Annotated in this window: 19 protein-coding genes; 7 read left to right on the plus strand and 12 right to left on the minus strand. The window is 65.9% G+C overall.

Annotated elements, in window-relative coordinates; all coding sequences use genetic code 11:
• Nucleotides 1-32: 32 nt before the first annotated feature.
• From glmU to pth, 5 genes are all read left to right on the plus strand, one after another.
• The gene (gene glmU, locus HMPREF3088_RS04515) at nucleotides 33-1,505 is read left to right on the plus strand and encodes a bifunctional UDP-N-acetylglucosamine diphosphorylase/glucosamine-1-phosphate N-acetyltransferase GlmU (RefSeq protein ID WP_256374470.1); all 1,473 of its coding nucleotides are present in this window, start codon (nucleotides 33-35) and stop codon (nucleotides 1,503-1,505) included.
• Nucleotides 1,506-1,668: 163 nt separating this feature from the next.
• Entirely contained in the window at nucleotides 1,669-2,640 is a 972-nt protein-coding gene (locus HMPREF3088_RS04520; protein ID WP_070758627.1) for a ribose-phosphate diphosphokinase, read from the plus strand.
• Between the two features lie 181 nt (nucleotides 2,641-2,821).
• Nucleotides 2,822-3,781, plus strand: a complete 960-nt coding sequence (locus tag HMPREF3088_RS04525; RefSeq protein WP_070758628.1) for a hypothetical protein — start codon at nucleotides 2,822-2,824, stop codon at nucleotides 3,779-3,781.
• 376 nt (nucleotides 3,782-4,157) lie between these two features.
• Entirely contained in the window at nucleotides 4,158-4,796 is a 639-nt protein-coding gene (locus HMPREF3088_RS04530; protein ID WP_012359831.1) for a 50S ribosomal protein L25/general stress protein Ctc, read from the plus strand.
• 137 nt (nucleotides 4,797-4,933) lie between these two features.
• The gene (pth, locus tag HMPREF3088_RS04535; RefSeq protein ID WP_070758629.1) at nucleotides 4,934-5,581 is read left to right on the plus strand and encodes an aminoacyl-tRNA hydrolase; all 648 of its coding nucleotides are present in this window, start codon (nucleotides 4,934-4,936) and stop codon (nucleotides 5,579-5,581) included.
• An 89-nt stretch (nucleotides 5,582-5,670) separates the two neighbouring features.
• Here pth and HMPREF3088_RS04540 read toward each other — a convergent pair whose 3' ends face one another.
• Nucleotides 5,671-7,158 carry a glyceraldehyde-3-phosphate dehydrogenase gene (locus HMPREF3088_RS04540; RefSeq protein ID WP_070758630.1) on the minus strand — a complete coding sequence of 496 codons (1,488 nt, stop codon included), beginning with the start codon at nucleotides 7,156-7,158 and terminating at the stop codon, nucleotides 5,671-5,673.
• Between the two features lie 150 nt (nucleotides 7,159-7,308).
• Nucleotides 7,309-8,283 (minus strand): hypothetical protein, encoded by a 975-nt coding sequence (locus tag HMPREF3088_RS04545; protein ID WP_070758631.1) that lies wholly within the window; start codon nucleotides 8,281-8,283, stop codon nucleotides 7,309-7,311.
• A gap of 91 nt (nucleotides 8,284-8,374) precedes the next feature.
• Here HMPREF3088_RS04545 and HMPREF3088_RS04550 point away from each other — a divergent pair, with 91 nt between their 5' ends.
• Nucleotides 8,375-10,021: a peptide chain release factor 3 gene (locus tag HMPREF3088_RS04550; protein WP_070758632.1), complete on the plus strand. Its 1,647-nt coding sequence runs from the start codon at nucleotides 8,375-8,377 to the stop codon at nucleotides 10,019-10,021.
• Between the two features lie 107 nt (nucleotides 10,022-10,128).
• On the opposite strand, the gene HMPREF3088_RS04555 is transcribed toward HMPREF3088_RS04550, so the two are convergent.
• On the minus strand, nucleotides 10,129-10,794 hold the full coding sequence (locus tag HMPREF3088_RS04555) for a hypothetical protein (RefSeq protein ID WP_070758633.1): 666 nt from the start codon (nucleotides 10,792-10,794) through the stop codon (nucleotides 10,129-10,131).
• A gap of 49 nt (nucleotides 10,795-10,843) precedes the next feature.
• Nucleotides 10,844-11,719, minus strand: a complete 876-nt coding sequence (ppk2, locus tag HMPREF3088_RS04560; RefSeq protein ID WP_070758634.1) for a polyphosphate kinase 2 — start codon at nucleotides 11,717-11,719, stop codon at nucleotides 10,844-10,846.
• 331 nt (nucleotides 11,720-12,050) lie between these two features.
• Between ppk2 and HMPREF3088_RS04565 the strand changes: the two genes are divergently transcribed.
• The gene (locus tag HMPREF3088_RS04565; protein ID WP_070758635.1) at nucleotides 12,051-12,737 is read left to right on the plus strand and encodes a TetR/AcrR family transcriptional regulator; all 687 of its coding nucleotides are present in this window, start codon (nucleotides 12,051-12,053) and stop codon (nucleotides 12,735-12,737) included.
• A gap of 6 nt (nucleotides 12,738-12,743) precedes the next feature.
• Here HMPREF3088_RS04565 and HMPREF3088_RS04570 read toward each other — a convergent pair whose 3' ends face one another.
• The 8 genes from HMPREF3088_RS04570 to metG form a co-directional block, all read right to left on the minus strand.
• Nucleotides 12,744-13,829 carry a 3-hydroxyisobutyryl-CoA hydrolase gene (locus tag HMPREF3088_RS04570; RefSeq protein WP_070758668.1) on the minus strand — a complete coding sequence of 362 codons (1,086 nt, stop codon included), beginning with the start codon at nucleotides 13,827-13,829 and terminating at the stop codon, nucleotides 12,744-12,746.
• A gap of 84 nt (nucleotides 13,830-13,913) precedes the next feature.
• A complete protein-coding gene (locus HMPREF3088_RS04575) occupies nucleotides 13,914-14,237 on the minus strand; it encodes a putative quinol monooxygenase (RefSeq protein ID WP_070758636.1) in 324 nt (107 codons plus the stop codon).
• Nucleotides 14,238-14,295: 58 nt separating this feature from the next.
• Nucleotides 14,296-16,140: an ABC-F family ATP-binding cassette domain-containing protein gene (locus HMPREF3088_RS04580; protein ID WP_070758637.1), complete on the minus strand. Its 1,845-nt coding sequence runs from the start codon at nucleotides 16,138-16,140 to the stop codon at nucleotides 14,296-14,298.
• Between the two features lie 57 nt (nucleotides 16,141-16,197).
• Nucleotides 16,198-17,250, minus strand: coding sequence for a 4-(cytidine 5'-diphospho)-2-C-methyl-D-erythritol kinase (locus HMPREF3088_RS04585; RefSeq protein ID WP_070758638.1), 1,053 nt, complete (start codon nucleotides 17,248-17,250; stop codon nucleotides 16,198-16,200).
• On the minus strand, nucleotides 17,247-18,215 hold the full coding sequence (gene rsmA / locus HMPREF3088_RS04590; protein ID WP_246818046.1) for a 16S rRNA (adenine(1518)-N(6)/adenine(1519)-N(6))-dimethyltransferase RsmA: 969 nt from the start codon (nucleotides 18,213-18,215) through the stop codon (nucleotides 17,247-17,249). Before rsmA ends, HMPREF3088_RS04585 begins: the two co-directional genes overlap by 4 nt.
• 94 nt (nucleotides 18,216-18,309) lie before the next feature.
• Nucleotides 18,310-19,470 carry a resuscitation-promoting factor gene (locus HMPREF3088_RS04595; protein WP_070758640.1) on the minus strand — a complete coding sequence of 387 codons (1,161 nt, stop codon included), beginning with the start codon at nucleotides 19,468-19,470 and terminating at the stop codon, nucleotides 18,310-18,312.
• Between the two features lie 306 nt (nucleotides 19,471-19,776).
• Nucleotides 19,777-20,634: a TatD family hydrolase gene (locus HMPREF3088_RS04600; RefSeq protein ID WP_070758641.1), complete on the minus strand. Its 858-nt coding sequence runs from the start codon at nucleotides 20,632-20,634 to the stop codon at nucleotides 19,777-19,779.
• 21 nt (nucleotides 20,635-20,655) lie between these two features.
• On the minus strand, nucleotides 20,656-22,491 hold the full coding sequence (gene metG, locus HMPREF3088_RS04605) for a methionine--tRNA ligase (protein ID WP_070758642.1): 1,836 nt from the start codon (nucleotides 22,489-22,491) through the stop codon (nucleotides 20,656-20,658).
• Between the last annotated feature and the right edge of the window lie 21 nt (nucleotides 22,492-22,512).

A 22,512-nucleotide genomic window follows, 5' to 3' on the forward strand; every position in this document is an offset into this window, starting at 1 on the left:
AGACCACGGGAGCTGGTGGGACGTCTGCGGGGGTGGACCTGGCGGTCGTCATCCTCGCTGCGGGCGCCGGGACGCGCATGAAGTCGGCCACGCCGAAGACCCTGCACGCCATCGGCGGACGCACTCTGCTGGCCCACAGCCTCCACGCCGCGGCGGGCGCGCAGCCAAGCAACATGGTGGCCGTGATCGGGCACGGCCGCGAGCAGGTCGGCCCGGCCTGCGAGCAGGTGGCCCAAGACCTGGGCCGGAAGATCCACCTGGCCGTCCAGGAGGAGCAGAACGGCACCGGGCACGCCGTCCAGTGCGCGATGGAGGAGCTGGCGGACTTCCAGGGCACCGTCATCGTCACCAACGCCGACGTCCCGCTGCTGACGGGTGAGACGATCACCGCGCTGTACCGCTCCCACACCGAGGTACCGACCGCGGTGACGGTACTCTCCGTCGAGCAGGACAACCCGACCGGTTACGGCCGCATCGTACGATCCGAATACGGCGACGTCATGCAGATCGTCGAGGAAAAGGACGCCACCGAGGAACAGCGGGCGATCACCGAGGTCAACTCCGGTGTCTTCGCCTTCGACGCCGAGATCCTGCGGGACGCGCTGAGCCGCCTGAACACGGATAACGCGCAGGGCGAGCTCTACCTCACCGACGTGCTGTCCATCGCCCGGGCCGATGGCCACCCGGTGCGCGCCCACACCGCCAACGATGCCGCGGAACTCGCGGGCGTGAACGACCGAGTTCAGCTGGCCCGCGCCGGTGAGGAGCTCAACCGCCGCGTACTGGAGCGCACGATGCGCGGCGGGGCGACGATCGTGGACCCGCACAGCACCCGCATCGACGTAGATGTTCAGGTCGGCCAGGACGTCACGATCCTGCCGGGCACCCAACTGCTGGGCCGCACCCGGATCGCGGACAACGCCACCGTGGGCCCGGATACGACCCTGCAGGACACCACCGTTGGCGAGGGCGCATCCGTGGTGCGCACCCACGCCCTCAGCTCCACCATCGGTGCCCGCGCCACCGTCGGCCCGTTCACCTACCTGCGCCCCGGCACTGAGCTCGGCGAGGAGGGCAAGCTGGGCGGCTTCGTCGAGACGAAGAACGCCACCATCGGGCGTGGTTCGAAGGTGCCGCACCTGACCTACGTGGGTGATGCCACCATCGGCGAGTACAGCAACATCGGGGCCTCCAGCGTCTTCGTCAACTACGACGGGGTGAACAAGCACCACACCACAATCGGCTCGCACGTGCGCACGGGCTCGGACACGATGTTCATTGCGCCCGTCACCGTCGGCGACGGCGCCTACTCCGGGGCCGGAACCGTCATCAAGGAGGACGTCCCCGCCGGCGCCCTGGCCGTCTCAGGTGGCCAGCAGCGCAACATCGAGGGCTGGGTGGCCAAGCGCCGCCCCGGCACCCCGGCGGCGGAGGCCGCGCAGCGCGCAGCTAGCGAGGCTGCTACCCCGCAGCCCGAGGGTGAGACCCCGGAGCAGGGGCAGTAGCCCTAGCCCTCGTTGGTTCTTTAAACACGGGGCAATTATCATCAGTTCATGTAAAGCTGGTCACTGCGGCGAGCGGGTGGCGCCCTCAAAGATCCTGCGCAAGGATCGACGGGCGGCAACGTACCGGCGAAACAAGAAAACAAATTCTCGGGAAGGCTGATCTGTGTCCACCACTCACTGGATCGACAACCAAAAGAACCTCATGCTGTTTTCGGGTCGTGCGCACCCGGAGCTGGGTGAGGCCGTAGCCCGCGAGCTTGGTGTCGAGCTGACTCCCACCACGGCGCGCAACTTCGCCAACGGCGAGATCTTCGTGCGCTTCGAGGAGTCCGTCCGTGGCTCCGACGCTTTCGTCCTGCAGTCCCACCCACAGCCGCTGAACGACTGGCTGATGGAGCAGCTGCTGATGATCGACGCCCTGAAGCGCGGCTCGGCGAAGCGGATCACGGCGATCCTCCCGTTCTACCCTTACGCTCGTCAGGATAAGAAGCACCGCGGCCGCGAGCCGATCTCCGCCCGCCTGATCGCTGACCTCTTCAAGGCCGCCGGCGCGGACCGCCTGGTCTCCGTGGACCTGCACACCGACCAGATCCAGGGCTTCTTCGATGGTCCGGTCGATCACATGCACGCGCTGCCGATCCTGACCAAGCACATCAAGGAGAACTACAACCTGGACAACATCGTGGTTGTCTCCCCGGACGCCGGCCGCGTGAAGGAGTCCGAAAAGTGGGCCAACCAGCTGGGCGGCGCCCCGCTGGCCTTCATCCACAAGACCCGCGACATCGACGTGGCCAATAAGGTCACCTCCAACCGCGTGGTCGGCGACGTCGAGGGCCGCACCTGTGTGCTGCTGGACGACATGATCGACACCGGCGGCACCATCGCTGGCGCTGTCCAGGTGCTGAAGAACGCCGGTGCGGGCGACGTCATCATCGCCACGACCCACGGTGTCTTCTCCGGCCCGGCCCGCGAGCGCCTCAGCGAGTGCGGTGCCCGTGAGATCATCACCACCGACACCCTGCCGCAGAGCACCGAAGGCTGGGATAACCTCACGGTTCTCTCCGTGGCCCCGCTGGTGGCAAAGACGATCCACGAGATCTTCGAGAACGGCTCGGTGACCACTCTCTTCGAGTAGTCCCCTGCGCCTGCCTGCGCGCTCCACCCCCGTTTCCGCCCGCCTGTGGGCGGAACCGGGGGTGGTTTGCTGTTGCAGGGCGGGTTTAGCAGGACCCCGAGCGACCTCTCAGCTAATCTTTAGCTTCGATCACGTTCCTTATGGCTGCGGGCAGTCGCCCCGGCATGCAGTGGAGGTTTCTATGCGCCGCTCCGCCATCCCCGCCGTCCTGGTCGCCGGTCTGCTCGCCCTGAGCAGTTGCTCCAGCCTCCAGTCCGATGACGACGCCTCCGGCCCGCCGACGGTGACGGTGACCACCACGAAGCCGGGCAAGGCCCCGAAGCCGACGGGAGGCAAGGGCTCCGAGGGGAAGAGCTCGAAAGGCAGCAACGGAGGCGACGAAGACGGCAACGCGGAGCCGGGCGGACGCGGAGTGACGGACGTTCCGGCCTCCACATTCGACGTTGGGGACAAAGGCGTGCGCATGTTCTTAGTCAAGAGCCTGGGCACCGTCTGCGTAGATAACAGCCGCAAGGAGCGCGGCGCGGAGGGTTACCAGCTGCTGTGTTCGAACATGCAGGAGCGTCTGCCGGGGCTGTACTCGGAACCCGCCAGCGGCTTGGGACCACAACCGCAAAACGAGTTTGGGCTCGCCACTGGCCCCACGGGTCCCGCGTGGACGTCTCGTACTTCGCTCACCAGCCCGGGCGGTGGAAGCATGCAGCCTCCGAAGGAGTTGAAGCCCGGACAGCGGGTTACCCTTGGCGAGGTCACCTGCACGGCAGGCCGAAAGGACCTGGAGTGCGAGTCCAAAACTGGTCCGGATTTCAGGAGCACCAAGCCCCACCGCATACGTGTGACGGATAAAGAGATCTACGTAGATGACAGCGAGGTACCACTCGGCGGGACGTGTGCACCGGTGAAGGCCAAGGATGGCAAGAAGCTGGTTGCTCGGTTGACTCGTGGCGACAACGACTGCAAGACGATGCGCGCCACCCTGCAGGAATATGCGGATGGCGGGTATAGCAACCACGGCCCCGGCGAGGTGAGCACCGGTTATCGCTGCATGCTCGGAGCCACCGCGGAAGGCCAGAAGGGAGACGGCTCCTGCACTGAGAAGAACCGCGGGCAGTACTCGTCCTTCACCATCGAGTTCGTTTAATTCGCGTCTGCGACGTCCCCGTCGCCAATCTTCCCACCCCGCCCGTCCCCACGTCACGCCACCGCCCCACCCGCATCAGGCGCCACACTGCAGCGCTGCGCCCGAAAAAGGGGTTTGCCCACGTGGGCTGCCACCTTGTAAGATGTCGGTTGATCTCGGCGAGGGCTGGCTCTTAAACAAGCTGGCCGTTATCGGCGCGATGAACTACCCGGCCATGCGGCTTCCTTGTATTCGAGGGGCTTCACGTGGGCGGGGTGGACACCCGCCGCGAGAAACCGCGGCTTTTTTTCTTTTCCGGCCAACGATCCCGGGCGAAGAGAAAAGCAGTGGCAACCGCAATATTTACACTTCAACTTCTTAACTCTAAGGAGCACTCATGGCTGAATTGACTCGTATCGAAGGCGTTCTGCGCACCGAGTTCGGTAAGGGCGCATCCCGTCGCCTGCGTCGCGACGGCCGGATCCCACTGGTTGTCTACGGCAACGAGCTGGACCCGGTCCACGTCCACGTCGACACCCTGGACCTGCACGCACTGGTCCGTAATGAGGGCGTCAACGCCGTGTTCGAGCTGAATATCGACGGCGAGGACAACCTGGTGATGGTCAAGGCCATCGACCAGAACGTCCTGACCCTGGACATCGACCACGCTGACCTGCTGAACGTCAAGCGCGGCGAGCGCGTCGAGGTCGAGGTTCCGGTCATCCACGAGGGCCTCCCGGCACCGGGCGCAATGGTTGTTCAGGACGTCGACGTCCTGCTGCTCGAGGTCGACGTCCTCGACATTCCGGAAGAGATCGTCCTGGACATCAACGGCCTGGAGATCGGCGAGCAGATCCTGGCGAAGGACGTCAAGATGCCGTCCAACGCTGTCCTGGTTTCCGACGCCGAGGAGCTCGTCATCAACATTGTCGAGCCGGAGGAGGAAGAGCTGCCTGAGGACGACGAGGCTGCTGCCGAGGGTGAGGACGCTGCTGCAGGCGAAGAGGCCGAGGCTCCGGCAGAGTCCGAGGACTAATCCCCTCCCCTGCACGCCGGCCGCTGAACGCAAGTTCATGGCCGGGGTCGCAACTTTCCCCCGCTGCGCCGGGCACGAGGCATGAACCATACCTTGCGCCCCAGCGCGGCGGGTCTTTCTATGGAAGGATTCCAACTGTGTGTGGAAAGCTGAAGAACTCCTCCCCCAAGAAGTCCCCGAAGGCTGCTGGCAGCGCGGATGCCCCGTGGCTCGTCGTTGGGCTCGGTAACCCGGGTGCCCAGTACGAGACCACGCGCCACAACATTGGCTATCTGGCGGTCGACGAGCTGCTGGACGACCTCACTCCCATGCCAGGCACGTTGAGTGCCCACAAGCGCACCAACTCGCTGATCTGCCAGACGAAGATCGATCGCCAGTCGGTGATCATCGCCCGGGCCCGCAGCTACATGAACCTCTCGGGCGGGGCGATCGGGGCTTTGGCGAAGTTCTTCAAGGTCCCGGCCGAGCACGTGATCGTGATCCACGACGAGTTGGACCTCGACCCGGCAGCGGTACGCATCAAGGTCGGTGGCGGCGAGAACGGCCACAACGGCCTGAAGTCCACCACCCAGGCGCTGGGCACCCGGGACTACGTACGCATCCGGATGGGCATCGGTCGCCCACCGGGGCGCATGGACCCGGCGAGCTTCGTTCTCAAGCCCTTCAGCAAGCAGGAGCTCGAATGGCTGCCGCTCTCCCTGGGGGATGCGGCAGACGCGGTGCGGCTCATCGTGAGCCGCGGGGTGGCCATCGCCCAGAATGAGATTCACGGGCGCAGCCGCTAACAGGCAACGTGAAAGGGCCCGCGACCAGTATCGGTCGCGGGCCCTTTAGCTCGCTTGTGGGGCCGCGCTGCCCGGCCCCGGGAACTCCCTTAGTTCAGGGTATCCAGTGCGGCGCGGGTGGGCACCACAGCGTGCTGGGCGCTGGCCAGCTGCTCGATGATGCGGACCACCTGGCAGGAGTAACCGAACTCGTTGTCGTACCAGACATAGAGCACGAGGTTCTTGCCGGCAGCGATCGTCGCACGGCCGTCGACGACACCAGCGTGGGTGGAGCCGACGAAGTCGGTGGAAACGACCTCCGGGGAGTCGATGTAGTCCACCTGCTGACGCAGCTCGGAGACGAGCGAGACATCGCGCAGGTAGTTGTTGACCTCGTCCTTGGTGACCTCGCGGGACATGCTGAGGTTCAGCACGGCCATGGAGACGTCCGGGGTCGGGACGCGGATGGCGTTACCGGTCAGCTTGCCCTCGAACTCCGGCAGGGCCTTGGAGACGGCCTTGGCGGCACCGGTCTCGGTGAGCACCATGTTCAGGGTTGCGGCACGGCCGCGGCGCTCGCCCTTGTGGAAGTTGTCGATGAGGTTCTGGTCGTTGGTGAAGGCGTGGACGGTCTCGACGTGGCCGTGGTCCACACCCCACTTGTCGTTGACGACCTTCAGCACCGGGGTGATGCCGTTGGTGGTGCAGGACGCGGCGGAGAGGATGCGGTCGTCCTCGGAGTCCAGGTCGACGTCGGTGTGGTTGATGCCGAAGACGAGGTTCTTGATGTCGCCCTTGCCCGGTGCGGTGAGCAGTGCGCGGGCAACGCCCTTGGCCTGCAGGTGCTGGCCCAGGCCCTCGCGGTCGCGCCACACGCCGGTGTTGTCGACGACGATGGCGTTATCGATGCCGTACTGGGTGTAGTCGATCTCGGCCGGCTTGTTGGCGTAGATGACCTGGATCGGGGTGCCGTTGGCCCAGATGACGTTGTTCTCCTCGTCGACCCAGATGGTGCCGTCGAAGCTGCCGTGGACGGAGTCGCGGCGCAGCAGGGAGGCACGCTTCTGCAGGTCGTCCTCGGAGTTCTTGCGGACGACGATGGCGCGCAGGCGCGGGCCGGCCTTCTCGGAGCTCTGGGCGAGCAGGATGCGGGCCAGGAGGCGGCCGATGCGGCCGAAGCCGTAGAGGACGACGTCGGTGGTCGGGGTGTCGCCGCGAGTGCCGATGACGTCGGCGAACTGCTCCTTGAGGAACTCGTCGATGGCGGCGGTGTCCTCGAAGTCGCCACCCTTGTCATCGAATGCGGTGGCCAGGGCGCCGAGGTCCGCAGCGACGGTGTTCAGGTCGAGCTCTGCGATGCGCTCGAGGATCGGCATGGTGTGCGCGATCGGCAGGTCGTTTTTGGTGATGCGACGTGCGAAGCGGTGCTGCTTCAGAATGTCGGTCTCAGCAACGTTGATGAGCTGGCGACCGAAGATGGACGTCACGACGTTCTTTTCGCGGCGGAGCTGCCCGAGCAGCGGGATCATCTTTTCCGCCAGGGCGACGCGCTCGTTCCAATCAGCTTGCTGCTTGTCGATGGACGCAGAAGCGGACATGAGACCTCCAAAAATTAAAGGGGCAAAGATTAACCACCCTAAACCCTAATTGTCTTGGGATTGAAAGTGGGATTCCACCCCTAGTGTTGCCCCCTTTTTTCTCTCGCTGCCGTCTCCAGCCACAGCGAGGCGGACCGGCCCTTCGGGGCGTTAGGAGCGTTGGCTCTCCGCCGCCTTCTGGCGCAGCCTCAACAGCGTCAGCGCAGGCCAGAGGATATCCACAGCGGCCACGACGGCGGCGCACACCCAACCGGCGAACCGCAGGATGCCCAGCATATCCGCGTAATCGGAGAGCGCTGGAACGACTGGTGTGATCACGCCCACGTTCACCACGATGAGGCCGATGAGCGTCAACAACGCGATCCCCCGCTGCAGCCTTGCCATGCACACAATGAGCTCCGGGCCGCGGCGCTGACCGGGAGCCGAAGGGTTGTAAAAGCTCAGCCAGTAGGAAGCGACGAAGGCCACCAGGGCCAGCAGCGCCGCGCAGAACGGGGTGCGGTAGACCTGCCACAGTTCCCGGCCGCTGTGCACGTCAGTGTTCCACCACACCACCACACCGGCGGCGACCACCACACCGTAAGCGAGGATAAACAACCAGCCCGCGAACTTCGGGTACACCAGCTGGTCGAAGGAGCGGGGCACGGTGCCGGGCTGCTGTTGATAGTGGGCGTACTGCTTGCGGGCGGACTCGGAGGCCGATTCCGCGTCCGCGAAATCCGCATTCTCATCGCCGATCTCCCACCACCGCGAAAGCCGGCGCTCCTGCCGGATGGCTCGGCGCCCCTTTGCCCAGAACCACAAGCCCGCGCAGATCTGGAGCACGGGCAGCACCACGCAACCCCACACCACCAGGCGGTGCGCCTCCTGTGCCAGCGCGATCAGCACCGCGATGGCGAACAGCAGCAGCACCCGCGTGTTGGCCTTCTTGAAGTCGGACTTCGCCGCCAAGACAACAGGGTTGAGGCGTTTAATCCGGGGGATGCGCACCCCCAGCATCCGGTTCTCCGAGGAGAGCACCAGCATGGAGCGGAGGGTCGACCAGATCAAGATCATCAGCACGATCCCAAGTACTGCGGGCACGACCGTATCGATCGCGATGTACTGGGGGTCAGTGCTGGACATGGTGTGAAAGTTTAGCCCACTGGCCCCGCCTCCTGCCCAGCGGCTGGAGGGATTCGGGCTGGGGGCTTGTGGGGCGCTACCCTGGGTACTCATGAACGCCCACGCTGCTGCTGAAGCCACCCGACGCCGTACCTTCGCCGTCATCGCCCACCCGGACGCAGGTAAGTCCACCCTCACCGAGGCGCTGGCGCTGCACGCCCACGTCATCCAGGAGGCCGGCGCGGTGCACGGCAAGGCGGGGCGCAAGTCCACCGTCTCCGACTGGATGGAGATGGAGAAGGACCGCGGCATCTCGATCGGTTCCTCGGCGCTGCAGTTCGACTACGCACCGGAGGGGCACGAGGGCGAGCCCTACGTCATCAACCTGGTGGATACTCCGGGCCACGCGGACTTCTCGGAGGACACCTACCGCGTGCTCTCCGCCGTGGATGCCGCGGTGATGCTCGTCGACGGCGGTAAGGGCCTGGAGCCGCAGACCCTGAAGCTGTTCCGGGTGTGTAAGGCCCGTGGGCTGCCCATCGTCACGGTGATTAACAAGTGGGACCGGGTGGGCCGGGACGCCTTGGACCTGGTGGAGGAGATCGTCAGCGAGATCGATCTGCAGCCCACTCCACTGTTCTGGCCTGTCGGTGAGGCCGGGGACTTCCGGGGACTCGCCCGCATCGACGAAGACGGCAACGCGGAGGAGTACATCCACTTCACCCGCACCGCCGGTGGTTCCACGATCGCCCCGGAGGAGCACTACACCCCGGATGAAGCCGCCGACCGTGAGGGGGATGTGTGGGAGACGGCCGTCGAGGAGGCCGAGCTGCTGGCTGCCGACGGCGCACTGCACGATCAGGAGCTCTTCCTGCAGTGCGTGACCTCGCCGGTGATCTTCGCCTCCGCGATGCTGAACTTCGGCGTGCACCAGATCCTGGACACCCTGTGCGCGCTCGCCCCATCCCCCGCCGGCCGGACATCCGACGAGAAGGCGCTGGCCGCCCAGTCCGGCGCCTCCGCCGCGGTGCAGGAGTTCCGCGATACCGGAGATGACTTCTCCGGCGTGGTGTTCAAGGTGCAGGCCGGCATGGACGCCCACCACCGCGACCGCCTGGCGTTCATGCGGATCATTTCCGGCGAGTTTGAGCGCGGCATGCAGGTCACCCACGCCCAGTCGGGCCGCAGCTTCTCCTCCAAGCACGCACTGACGATGTTTGGCCGGACCCGTGAGACGGTGGAGACCGCCTATCCGGGCGACATTATCGGCCTGGTCAACGCGGGCGCGCTGGCGCCGGGTGACACGATCTACACCGGCAAGAAGGTGCAGTTCCCACCGATGCCGCAGTTCGCCCCGGAGCACTTCCAGACGCTGCGCGCGAAGTCCCTGGGCAAGTACAAGCAGTTCCGCAAGGCGCTGGAGCAGCTGGAGTCCGAGGGCGTTGTTCAGATTTTGCGCAACGACCTGCGCGGCGACGCCGCCCCGGTGATGGCCGCGGTGGGCCCGATGCAGTTCGAGGTGATGCAGGGGCGTATGGCCGCGGAGTACAACGTGGAGACCGTCACCGAACCGGTGCCGTATTCGGTGGCCCGCCGCACCGACGAGGCCTCCGCCCCGCAGCTGGGGCGCCAGCGTGGCGTGGAGATCTTCACCCGCGGCGACGGCGAGCTGATCGCCCTGTTCGGCGATAAGTGGAAGCTGGCCTTCATCGAGAAGGAGTTCCCGGATCTGACGCTGGAGACGCTGGTCGCCGACTAGCCCCGCCCTGGTGGGCGTGGGCGCGACAGCAATCCCGCCGCCCAGCCGGAACCACCAACGGCCCCGCTGCTTTTGCAGCGGGGCCGTTGACGTCCTCAAAAAAGAATCTAGAGCAGCAGCGAGGCGCCGAAGAGGATGAGAACCGCCGCGACCAGGTAGCCGGCGGCCTTGGCCATCGCGGCTTTGCGCTCCCGCATGGCTGCCATCGCCGAGCCGAAGACACCGTTCGGGTACGCACGCACGAGGCCGACGAACACCGCACTCACGGCGGGCAGGCTGAGCGCCAGGCTGGCGTAGAAAAACAGCCCAACGTAGCGCAAGACCGCGGAATAATCCCCGGCCGAAAGGTAGGCCAGGCCGGTGAAGAAAGGCGCCGAGGTCGCGGATTGGATCACGCCGAGCAGGAAGCCCAGGCCGAAAGTCGCGGCGGATGGGGTGGTCAGCGGCCCCACCATCCGGTTGAGCAGCTGGGACTGCTCGGCACCCGGCTTGCTGCGCAGCGTGAGCACGAGGGTGAGCACACCGATAGCGATGAGGACGATCGCGAAGACCGGGGAGTCAAGCGCACGGGTCACCGCGTCGCCGAGCCCGTCGAAGGCCAGCATGGTCACCACGGAGAGAACAAGCACGCCGAGCCAGTCCCCGCCCACCACGAGCGTGGCGATACGCCGGTAGGGCGCGGCGGACGGCAGCATCACGCCGAGGGCAACGATGACTCCGATGAGCAGCGCGTTGAGCGAATCAACCAGCGCGAAGGAAACGGCATGCAGCATGACGCCCTAGGCTACTCGCACTTCGCCCCCACTACCCCATCGGCGGGTTTTAGGACTTCTTGGAGTCCTTGCCCTTGGGCTCCTCATCGACCTCGAGCTTGGCGGCGTAATCCGGCACGTAGCGGAACTCTTCGCGCGGCGGGCGCTGGTAGTTGGATTCGGAGACCGGACGCTCCGGGATCTCCGGCAGCTCGCGCTCAATGTGGTGGTACGGGATGGAATCCAGCAGGTGAGCAATGACGTTCACGCGGGAGCGCTTCTTGTCCTCGCTCTCCACCGTGTACCACGGGGCCGATGGGATGTCCGTGTGGACGAACATGGCGTCCTTGGCGCGGGAGTAGTCCTCCCAGCGGGTGATCGACTGCAGGTCCATCGGGGAGAGCTTCCAGCGGCGCAGCGGATCCTCGAGGCGAGAGGTGAAGCGTGCGTACTGCTCCTCATCGGAGACGGAGAACCAGTACTTGCGCAGGATGATGCCGTCCTCCACGAGCAGGCGCTCGAAGATCGGGGCCTGGTGCAGGAAACGGCGGTACTCGTCGGTGGTGCAGAAGCCCATGACGCGCTCCACACCGGCGCGGTTGTACCAGGAGCGGTCGAAGATCACGATCTCGCCAGCGGTGGGCAGCTTTTCGACGTAGCGCTGGAAGTACCACTGGCCCTTCTCGCGTTCAGTCGGCGCTGGCAACGCCTCGACGCGGCAGGAGCGCGGGTTGAGATACTGGGTAATGCGCTTGATAGCCGACCCCTTACCGGCGGCGTCACGGCCTTCCATGACGATGACGACGCGGGCGCCGGTCTCGACGACCCACTGCTGCATCTCGACGAGCTCAGCCTGCAGGCGCTTGAGCTCCTTTTCATAAGCCTTCTTCTTCAGCTTCTTCGGGTGGGGATTGTGCGGGCCCTGAAAGGCGATGGCGTTGTTCATAGTTAATAGAATACTGGGAACACGCTGACAACGCGCATCCGCAGGAGCCTGCGGGCCGTGATTTTGAACACCCTTCACCCCCTGTTGGCCGAACTTTCCTGACGGCTGCGCTCACCGCCGCAGCACTCGCGTTTACTGCGTCACGGTCCCACGAGCCCCCTCACCACGAAGCAGCGATCAATGAAAGTGTCCTTATTCCATAGGTCGGCTACATATTCAGCTATAATTGATGAACAGAATTTCACGTAGTTTTGCACCAGATAGGGAATAATCCCTTAAAAGGTTTGCCCCGCTCGTAAGGGCAAAGAATTTTTCATTTAGGTGGTTCGAGTTGAGCGAAACCCAGAACAACTCACGCTCTCCCTTCGGCGGAGGCTCTGAAGGCCAGTGGCACTCAGTCGCCGAGAGATCTGCGAAGAAGCTACGTACCCTGCGGGACCGGAAGAAGGCCGATACCCGTGACGCCCTCGCCCGCGCGGCGGCCGAGCTCATGCTCGAGGAGGGTTCCGACGGCGCCAGCATCCGGGCGATCACCCGGCGCGCCCGTGTCTCCTCCCGCACCTTCCACAACTACTTCCCCAACCGCGACGCAGCGTTCCTGTACTTCATCGAGACCTACGTCCGCCAGATCGCCGAGTGGATCGACCGGACCGAACCGGGACTGACCCCGGTGCAGCTGCTGCGCCAGATCACCCATGAGATCATGACCTCGGGCGAGAACCCGCTGCCCGCGATCAACCTCGCATCCTCCCTCGGTGAGCACATGACGGTGCAGATGGACCGCGAGGGCACGGGCGTGCTGCTCGAGATCTTCGGCAGCCTCACCCACGCGGTACACCGCTACTGCGATGGCGCGCTCAGCCTCGTGGAGATCCACCTGCTGATCAACTCGGTAACGGCGATGGTCAACGCGGCCACCGAGATCGCCAACAACCCCGGCTACGCCGGTGAAGAGGCGCTCGAGACCATCCTCGACACCGGCTTCGACCGCCTCGAGCGTGGTTTCGGCACCAACTAAGCCGGGTTAAGACTCCAGCATCTCCCGCCACACGGCTGGGTCCACGTCGGCGGCAGCCGCGGGTTCGAAGTGGGGCGACTGATCCTTTTCCACCAGCACTGCCCGGATGCCCTCCGGGAAGTTGGGCTCGCGCCGCAGGGCAGCCCCCACCGCAAACTCGTTGCGCAGCGCGGTGGCCAGGTCCGTGTGGCGGGCGTGCCGCATGATCTCGGTGATCGCTACCAGACTCGTCGGGTTGGCGTTCTTCACCGCCGCGCGAGCATCTGCGAGGAACTTCTCCCCCGCCTCGTCCGGGGCGCTGGCTGCAGCGAGCGCCTGTTCGATCTCCAGCCAAGACTCCTCACCGAAGATTTCGCTGATCAGCTGCGCATTCGCGATGAGCGTAGATGGCTCACCCGCCACGCCGTCAGCGAGCGCCGTGGCTGGTTCCTGAGCATCCTCGCGCAGCGCGCGGGCCAGCCCCTTCGCCCCCACCGCATCGCCAAAGGCCTGCGGATCGGGCGCGAAGTGCGTTGCCAGCCCAGTGGCCAGCAGGTCGGCGCTATTCATCCGCCACCCCGTGGTACCGAGGAACACGGCCAACGCCCCAGCCTCCGGGAGCTGCTCCGCGTAGCCCTCCGGGGGCGTGAGGTTGTTCAGGCGGTGGGTCATGCCGACGTCCGGAACAAAAGCGATTGCTGCCTCCGGCATCGCAGCCAGCACCTTGGGCCCGACGACGCGGTGGGAGCCGTGGGCGGAGATTCCGAACCCACCTCCCATCACCACGCCCTGCCAGACGGCGACGATGGGCTTCGGGTAGGTGGCCAGGCGGCGATTCAGCCCGTACTCCTCCTCGAAGAACTCGTCACCGGACTGGTGGAAACCGGCGGCGTCGTCCTTGGCGACGGAACGGACGTCGCCCCCAGCGCAGAACGCCCGCTCGCTGCTGGACCGGATGAGAACCTGCTCGACGGCGGCGTCGTCCAACCAACCATCCACGGCCTCGCGGATCCCCGTGATCATCTCCTGATTGAGGGAGTTCAGCGCCTTCGGACGGTCGAGTTCGATGATTCCCGTCCGGCCTTCAACCACTGTGGAAATAAACTGCGTCACGATACCCACCCTTAATTGATTTTTTCTTCGCTAGATATACCTGTGGCGACGGGCCGGGTTTCCCGGCGCGCCGCCACGATAGTTTTAGTCGACCTGGAACTCCGCCATGCGGTCCCACTCGGTCTTCCCCGGGATCTGCGTGTTGATGATCTGCGAGGTCTCCTTGAGGATCGTCGGGAAGAGCTCCGTGGCCTTCTTAAAGTGCTCGGAGTTCACGTGCGCCTCCGCAGCGTCGTCCTCGAAGGCCTCGATGAGGATGTACTCGCTCGGGTCGTCCGTGTTGCGGAACCAGTCGAACCACAGGCAACCCGGCTCCTTGCGGGTGGCCTCGGTGAACTCCGCGACGTGCTCGCGGAAGTTCTCGACGTGCTCGTCCAGGGGCTTGAATCGAACGTTAATGAGAATCATGACCCCAATGCTAGCCATGCAGCCGCGACCCTCGCCAGGTTTTTATTTCCCCACCCGGCTAGGCGTTTTCGCGGCGCTCCGCGGCCTCCAGCCACTCCATCTCGAGCTCCTCGTGCTCGTCCTTGGCTGCCTGCAGCGCCTCGTTGAGTTCGGCGAGTTTCTCGTGGTCCATGGCCTCGGCAGCTTTGGCCATCTCCTCCTCGAGCCCCGCGATCTTTTCGGCCAGCTTCGCCATCTTCCGCTCCGCGGCGTTCATCTGCTTCCGCAGCTCGCGGTCCTCCTGGGCACTCAGGCCGCTAGATTCCTTCTTTTCTGCTTTCTCGACGTCGCCGCCCTGGCCACCCAGGTTCATGGAGTTTTCATCCGTGCCGTCGGCCTTGGCTTGCTCGGCGCGCAGCTGAAGGTACTGCTCGATGCCGCCGGGGAGGTTTGTGAGCTCCCCATCGCCGAAGAGCGCCCAGGTGGAGTCGCAGAGCCGCTCGATGAGGTAGCGGTCGTGGGAGATGACCACGAGGGTGCCAGCCCAGTTGTCCAGCAGCGTCTCCAGTTCCTGGAGGGTGTCGATGTCCAGGTCGTTGGTGGGCTCGTCGAGCAGCAGCACGTTGGGTTCGCTCATGAGCACTCGGGTCAGCTGCAGACGGCGGCGCTCACCACCGGAGAGGTCCTTCACCGGCGTGCGCTGCCGCTTCGGGCTGAATCCCAACCGTTCGGCCAGCTGGGAGGCGGAGATCTCCTTCTCCCCGATCGTTACGTAGCTGGCCACGTCCGTGACGGTGTCCAGCAGGCGTCGCTCCGGGTCAAGGTCGTCGAGTTCCTGTCGGAGCCAGCCGATGCGCACGGTCTTGCCCTCGATGCGCTTGCCTGAGTCCAGCGGGTAGTCGCCCGCCAGGGTGCGCAGCAGGGTGGTCTTGCCGGAGCCGTTGACCCCCACCAGGCCGATGCGCTCACCGGGCCCCAGACGCCACGTGAGGTGCTCGATGAGGCGCCGACCGTCCGGCGTGCTGATGCTGGCATCCTCCAGGTCGATGACCTTCTTACCCTGCCGGCGGACGGCGAAGCTCATCAGCTCCACGCTGTCGCGTAGCGGCGGGACGTCCGCGATGATGGCCTCGGCGGCCTCGATGCGGTAGCGCGGCTTGGAGGTGCGGGCGGGTGCCCCGCGGCGCAGCCAGGCGAGCTCGCGGCGGGCGAGGTTCTGGCGGCGCTGCTCGGCGGCGTTGGCCTGGCGGGTGCGCTCGGCTCGGGCGAACGTCCAGTCGTTGTAGCCACCCTCGTAAACGTCCACCTTCCCGTCGTGGACCTCCCAGGTGTAGGTGGCGACGGTGTCGAGGAACCAACGGTCGTGGGTGACGACGAGCAGCGCGGTGTTGCGGGACAGGATGTGCTCGGCCAGCCACTGCACGCCCTCGACGTCGAGGTGGTTGGTGGGCTCGTCAAGGATGAGCAGGTCGAGGTCCTGAACCAGTGCGGCGGCCAGGCCGGTGCGGCGGCGCTCACCGCCGGAGAGCTGCGAGACCGGGGTGTCGAGGCCGAGTTCCACGATGCCCAGGCCGTGCAGCACGCGGCGCACCTTCGGCTGGGAGGCCCACTCGTAGGTCTCCATGCCCAGCGGGTCGAGGACAGCCTGCCCGACCGTCAGGTCCTTCTTCTCCGGGTCGGTGAGGCACTCCCGGAGGACGTCCTGGGTGACCATCGCCAGGCGGAGATCGTTGTTATGGGACACCCGCCCCGCGTCGGCAGGCACTTGCTTGGAAATCACCTTCAGGAGGGTGGACTTGCCGCCACCGTTGAGGCCCACGACGCCGATGCGGTCGCCCTCGTTGACTCCGAGGCTGACCTTGTCCAGCAGGGTTTTCAGGCCATAGGACTTCTCGACGTTTTCCAGGTTGATGAGGTTCACCACGGTGGGTTTTCGCTCTCCTTTAATTTCTGTTGTGCTGTTTTTCTTGTGTTTTCCAGGCTAGCTGCGGACTACGCGCGCCCCCGGCGCGGGCGAACTAGTCACGACCGTGGCGCTGGCCTTGCCCGCCACGGATACGGCGGTGGCGACCTCCACGGCGCTGGCCTCGTCCTCGCACAGCATGGCGATGGATGGCCCGGAGCCGGAGACGATGGCAGCGAGCGCGCCGGCCTCCTTGGCCACCGCCAGCGTTTGCCGCAGGCTCGGCAGTAGGCTGATCGCGGGCGCCTGCAGGTCGTTGACCAGCAGCGGGGCGAGTTGATGGGGGTCGCCGGTCACCAGCGCGCGCATCAACTCCTCGGTGCCTTGGGCGCGGATATCCGGCCGGTTGCTGGTGCGCGCGGCCTCCCGCTGGCGGTCCAGCTGCGCGAAGACCTCCGGGGTGGACAGCCCGCGCTTATCGGTGGCGATCGCCCAGTGGTAGGGCCCCTGGGACATAATGCTGATCAGCTCGTCCCCGCGGGCGGTCCCGAGCGCGGTGCCGCCGAGCACGCAGAAGGGCACGTCGGCGCCCAGGGTGCCGGCGATCTGCAGTAACTCCGCCTGGCTGGGCGCCGCGGCCTTGCGCGGGGTGGGATACGGCAGGGGCTGACGGCCGAAGTAGAACTCCACGGCGGCGACGAGGGCGGCTGCGGCGTCCGCGGAGCCACCGGCCATCCCGCCGGCCACGGGCACATTCTTATCGATGTGGATGCTCACCGACGGCGCGCGGGTCGTCGGGTCCGCGGCTGGGTCCTCCAGCAGCCCGGCGCGCTCGCACCACAGGTCGCGGACGAGCTCGACGGCCCGCCAGGCGAGGTTGCTGGGGTCGCGCGGCACGAGGTGGGCATCCGGTCCCGCGACCGTGAGCTCGGGTTCCTCTCCGCGCGGAACCGCGGTGAGGGTCACGGTCTCCTTAAGGCTCACGGACTGGAAGATGGTTTCCAGCTCGTGGTAGCCGTCCGGCCGGACGTCGCCGACTGCCAGGTGAAGGTTGATCTTGCCGTGCGCGGTGGCGGCCACGCTGATGCGCGGGGTGTCCCCGCGCTCGTCACCGGTTCGCTGCGTGCTCACTGCCCCTCCTTGCTGACGAGGCTGGCGAGGGCAAGCGCCACGAATTCCTCGGCTCCGAGCTTCTCCCCACGCTGCTTCGGGTCGATGCCCGCCGCACGCAAGACCTCCTCGGCCTGCTGTCCACCACCGAAGTGTCCGGAGAGGGCGGCGCGCAGGGTCTTGCGCCGCTGCAGGAAGGCCGCGTCCGCCAGGGCGAAGGTCTCCCGCCGCACGTCCTCCTCCGCGAATCCGGACGCGGCAACGGCCTCGGCCCACGGCGCAGCCGGCTTGTCCCCCACACCCCAGCGGTCGATGCGCACCAACCCGGAGTCCACCTTCGGGGCGGGCCAGAAGACGTTCTTGCCGATCGTCGCGGCGCGGAAGGTATCGCCGTAGTAACGGGCCTTCACGCTGGGCACCCCGTAAATCTTGCTGCCCGGCTTGGCGGCCAGCCGGTCCGCGACCTCCAGCTGCACCATCACGAGCACCCGACTGATCGTGGGGAACTGCTCCAGCAGGTGCAGCAGCACCGGGACGGAGACGTTATAGGGCAGGTTCGCCACCAGCGCGGTGGGTGCCGCCAGCCCCTGCTCAGCCCAATCAGCGGCGGTGACCTGGAGGGCGTCGCGGAGGATGAGGTGGAGCTTATCGGCGACCGGAGCGGCCTGCTCGGCGACGGTGTGCGGCAGCCGTCCTGCCAACAGCGGGTCGATCTCGACGGCGGTGACCTCCCCCACCGCGCCCAGCAGCGCCAACGTCAGGGAGCCCAACCCGGGGCCAACCTCGATCACGTGGTCCTGCGGGCCGACATCCGCGGCGTGCAGGATCTTACGAACCGTATTTGGGTCGTGGACGAAGTTCTGGCCGAGCTTCTTGGTGGGGTTAACCCCCAGCTCCTCAGCGAGCTGGCGGATCTCCACCGGCCCGAGCAGCGATACTCCCCCGTCTAGCGCCGGGGCATCCTGGGCACGCACGTCATCATTCACGCCTTCGAATATAAACGACCGGCAGCGTAGCGGGCGAAAATGCTTCCCCCGCTACGGCTGCCGGTGAGTGCTTGTGTTCTGCGAACGCTGGGCTTTAGCGCAGGCCCATCTTCGCGGTGCAGGCAGGCCAAGCGCCCCAGCCCTGCGCGGCCTGGACGCGCTCTGCCACGGCGATCTGCTGCTCGCGGGTGGCCATGTGGGCTGCCGGAGCGTACTCGGTGCCACCGAAGCCAGCCCAGGTGGACGGGGTGAACTGCAGGCCACCGGAGAATCCGTTGCCGGTATTGATGGACCAGTCGCCGGTCGCCTCACACTGCGCGAGCTCGTCCCACACGGAGCCGTTCGCGACTGCGGGGGCATCCGGGCCAGCCGGCTTCTTCGGCTTGGTGCCGACCTTGACCACTGCCTCAACCGGGGCCTCGAGCTCCTCGCGCTCCAGAACCTTGCGGTCGGTGACCTTGCCGTTGTGGCGGGTGACCAGCAGCTTGACGCGCTCCTTGCCGTCCTTGCCCTCCTTGACGACCTTGCGCTCGCCCTCTGGCAGGTTGGCATCCTCGATCTCGCGCTCCGGTGCGCTCACAGCGCGCTCGAAGGTGTGATCCTTCTTGGAGACGCGGACGACGTCGATGTGCATGCCCTCGCGCAGCGGGGTATCAGCAGACGGGGTGACGATGTCGTCCTTGCCCAGCGGGGTGCCGCGCAGCTCGAAGATGTCGGCGACGGTGCGGGCCGGCAGCTTCATGCGGCCCTGCTTGCCGCCGTCGTTGAGGGTGAAGTACTTGGACGTGGTGACGTCCAGATCCATGCCCTCAGCCGGGATCTTGGTGTTCATACCGGCGGAGAGGGAGCCGGTGGCGATCTCGTCGTACTTGCCGACCTGGCGCAGCATCTCCTCGACGGTGACGGAGGTGGTGTCGACGTTCTCGCGCTTGCCGTCGATGATCAGGGCGACCTGCTTGGCGGAGCGCACCTTGATGGTGTCGTTGTTGGAGACGGACTCGGACGGTGCCGGGCTGACGAGGTCCTTGGCGTTGACCTCGACGCCGTTCTTCTCCAGGATGTCGCCGACGTTGCCAGTGACGGAGCTGGCCTCGATGATTTCGCCGTTGACGTCCAGCGTGATGTTCTTGTGCGCCGCCGCGGCAACGCCACCGCCAACAACCAGGGTCGCCAGCATGCCGCCGGTGGCCAGGCGCAGTGGCGTGGAGTTGGTGTTGTTGATGCGGTGCAGGCTGGACTTCTTCTTAGGAGACACTCGAAACCTCTCGATTTTCTTGTGATCGCTTCGCCCCCAGCGGGGCTGAACCTTTATCACAATACGATAACGATGAAGTTAAAGCCAGAAGAATCCAGAGACGTGGGCAAAATCACCCCAGGTCGGGGAATGCGCACTGTAACAGCAATAACAGGCCGTCACACGCGCAACGGCAGCACGCTTGCGCACCAGGACCGTAAGCGCCGGACGCGCCTGCGGTTCCCTGGGTCGCGTAGGAAGATAACGGGGTTTGACTCGCCCTGATCCGGGGAGCCCGACCTGAAGATAACGTGGCTTGGCTCGCCCCTAACCAGGGAGGCCGAAGACGCGGTTGGCATTCGCCCACGCCAGTTCCGCGAATTCGGCCGGCGACTGGCCGCGCGCCTCCGCGAGCACCCGGGCTGTGTATCCCACGAACCCGGGTTCGTTGCGCGCACCACGGAAGGGCTCGGGCGTCATATAGGGGGCGTCGGTCTCCACGAGGATCTGCTCGGCCGGGGCCAGGCGCGCAGCCTCCCGGAGCTCCTCATTGCGCTTGAAGGTCGCATTGCCCGCGAAGGAGAGAACGTAGCCGCGGTCGATGGCCTCGCGGGCCACGTCCAGCGGAGAGGAGAAGCAGTGCAGGATCACGTCGGTGGGCTGCGGGGCATCCGCGAGGATGCGCATCAGATCCTCGTCCGCCTCGCGGTTGTGGATCATCAGCGGCTTGCGCGCGCTGACCGCAAGGTCGATGTGCCAGCGCAGCGCGGCTTCCTGTACCTCGAGCGAGGGCGTGGTGTCGTCGTGCTTGATCCAATACGCGTCCAGGCCGGTCTCCCCGATCGCCACACAACGCTCGTTGGCGGCCATCTCGATGAGGCTGGTTTTGGCTGCCTCATCCAGCTCGTTGGCGCGGGTCGGGTGGATCGCGCAGGCGGCCCAGACATTGTCGAACTCTTGGGCCGCCGCCAGCGCCAGCTCGGTCTCGGCCAGTCCATCACCGACGGTGCAGATCCGCTCCACCCCGGCCTGTCCGGCGCGGGCGACGATCTCCGCGGTAGCAGCACGGCGATCCTGCCCCTCCCGTGCCCCCTTGGCGACGGTGGAGGCCAGGTGGGTGTGGGAGTCGAAGAGAGCTCCGATGCTCTCCGGCAGGACAGGCGTGGGGCGTTTCTTTTTAGACATATCCCCCACGCTACCGGTCAGCTAGTCCTTGGCGACCGGCGCCCACTCCGGGCCGGTCTCCGCCAGCTCCGGGTCCAGCTTCTGGAACAGCGGCTTCGGCTTACTCAGCGGGGTGCCCGGGGTCAGCTCGATGCGCTGCCAGGTGGCCTGCTGCTCGGTGTAGTTACCCATGATGACCGGGTAGGTGCTCCCCTCTTCCGGCAGGCCCACACCGACCGGGGTGCGCGGGGATTCGTCCTTGACCTCAACAATCTCCGGCTGGGCTGCCCAGATCCCCTCGCCACCGAGGGTCTCGAAGACCTTCTGAGCGGAGAACGGCAGGTACGGGGTCATCAGGGTGTTGACGTCCGCGACAACCTGCAGGGCAACGTACAGGACGGTAGCCAGGCGCTCGCGCTGGGTCTCGTCCTTCGCCAGCTTCCACGGCTCCTGGGCGGCGATGTACTGGTTGGCTCGCGCTGCGATGCGCATGGCCTCGGTCATTCCTGCCTTGAACTTGGAGAGCTGCAGCGCGTCGCCGACCACGGTGTAGGCCTGCTTCGCCTCGTCCAGCAGCTCCTGATCCTCGGCGGTGAACTCGCCCGGCTGCGGGATCTCGCCGAAGTTCTTGTGCGCCATGGAGACCGTGCGGTTAACGAGATTGCCCCACTCGTTGGCCAGCTCGGAGTTGATGCGGCGAACGAACTCGTCCCAGGTGAAGTCCGTGTCTGTGTTCTCGGGGCCTGCGACGGCGATGAAGTAGCGCAGCGCGTCGGGGCCGAACTCCTTGAGGAAGTCGCGGACGTAGATCACGACGCCCTTGGAGGAGGAGAACTTGGAGCCGGACATGGTCAGGAACTCGGAGGAGACGACCTCGGTGGGCAGATTCAGCTCGCCCAGCTCGCCCTGCTCGCCGCCCTTGCTCCCCTTGCCGGCGTAGCCGAGCATCTCGCCTGGCCAGATCTGGGAGTGGAAGGTGATGTTGTCCTTGCCCATGAAGTAGTAGGACACGGCCTCCGGGTCGTTCCACCACTTGCGCCAGGCCTCCGGGTCGCCGGTGCGCCAGGCCCACTCGATGGATGCGGAGAGGTAGCCGACGACCGCGTCGAACCAGACGTAGAGCTTCTTGGCGTTGTTATCCTGCCAGCCCTCGATCGGGACGGGCACGCCCCAGTCGATGTCGCGGCTCATCGCGCGGGGCCGGATGTCCTTCAGCAGGTTCAGGGAGAACTTCAGGACGTTGGGGCGCCAGTCATCGCGTCCCTTCAGCCATTCCTCCAGCGCCTCGGCCAGGGCGGGCAGGTCGAGCATGAAGTGCTCGGCGTCGACGAACTCCGGGGTCTCGCCGTTGATCTTGGAGCGCGGGTCGATCAGGTCGGCCGGGTCCAGCTGGTTGCCGCAGTTATCGCACTGGTCACCGCGAGCGTCGGTGGCGCCACACAGCGGGCAGGTTCCCTCGATGTAGCGATCCGGGAGGGTGCGGCCGGTGGACGGGCTCACGGCACCACGGGTGGTCTGCTTGAGCATGTAGCCGTTGTCGTTGAGCCCGCGGAACAGCTCCTGCACGATCGCGTAGTGGTTGCGGGTGGTGGTGCGGGTGAACAGGTCGTAGGACAGGCCCAGTCCCACGAGGTCCTCGACGATGATGCGGTTGTAGCGGTCTGCGAGCTCGCGGACCGTGGTGTTTTCCTTATCCGCCTGCACCAACAGCGGGGTGCCGTGCTCATCCGTGCCGGAGACCATCAGCACGTCGTTGCCGATCATTCGCTGATAACGGGCAAAAACGTCGGACGGGACGCCGAAGCCGGCGACGTGGCCGATGTGACGGGGGCCGTTGGCATAGGGCCAGGCAACAGAGGTGAGTACGCGCTTTGACATGCCTTAAACCCTATTAGATCC

It is taken from the genome of Corynebacterium sp. HMSC22B11, from assembly GCF_001815965.1.
GTDB lineage: Bacteria > Actinomycetota > Actinomycetes > Mycobacteriales > Mycobacteriaceae > Corynebacterium.

Bases quoted from the DNA above. Each gene is read 5' to 3' on its own strand.
- HMPREF3088_RS04525 (WP_070758628.1), top strand. From the start codon at position 2,822: ATGCGCCGCTCCGCCATCCCCGCCGTCCTGGTCGCCGGTCTGCTCGCC.
- HMPREF3088_RS04530 (WP_012359831.1), top strand. From the start codon at position 4,158: ATGGCTGAATTGACTCGTATCGAAGGCGTTCTGCGCACCGAGTTCGGT.
- HMPREF3088_RS04575 (WP_070758636.1), bottom strand. From the start codon at position 14,237: ATGATTCTCATTAACGTTCGATTCAAGCCCCTGGACGAGCACGTCGAG.
- HMPREF3088_RS04550 (WP_070758632.1), top strand. From the start codon at position 8,375: ATGAACGCCCACGCTGCTGCTGAAGCCACCCGACGCCGTACCTTCGCC.
- ppk2 (WP_070758634.1), bottom strand. From the start codon at position 11,719: ATGAACAACGCCATCGCCTTTCAGGGCCCGCACAATCCCCACCCGAAG.
- metG (WP_070758642.1), bottom strand. From the start codon at position 22,491: ATGTCAAAGCGCGTACTCACCTCTGTTGCCTGGCCCTATGCCAACGGC.
- HMPREF3088_RS04540 (WP_070758630.1), bottom strand. From the start codon at position 7,158: ATGTCCGCTTCTGCGTCCATCGACAAGCAGCAAGCTGATTGGAACGAG.
- HMPREF3088_RS04545 (WP_070758631.1), bottom strand. From the start codon at position 8,283: ATGTCCAGCACTGACCCCCAGTACATCGCGATCGATACGGTCGTGCCC.
- HMPREF3088_RS04600 (WP_070758641.1), bottom strand. From the start codon at position 20,634: ATGTCTAAAAAGAAACGCCCCACGCCTGTCCTGCCGGAGAGCATCGGA.
- HMPREF3088_RS04555 (WP_070758633.1), bottom strand. From the start codon at position 10,794: ATGCTGCATGCCGTTTCCTTCGCGCTGGTTGATTCGCTCAACGCGCTG.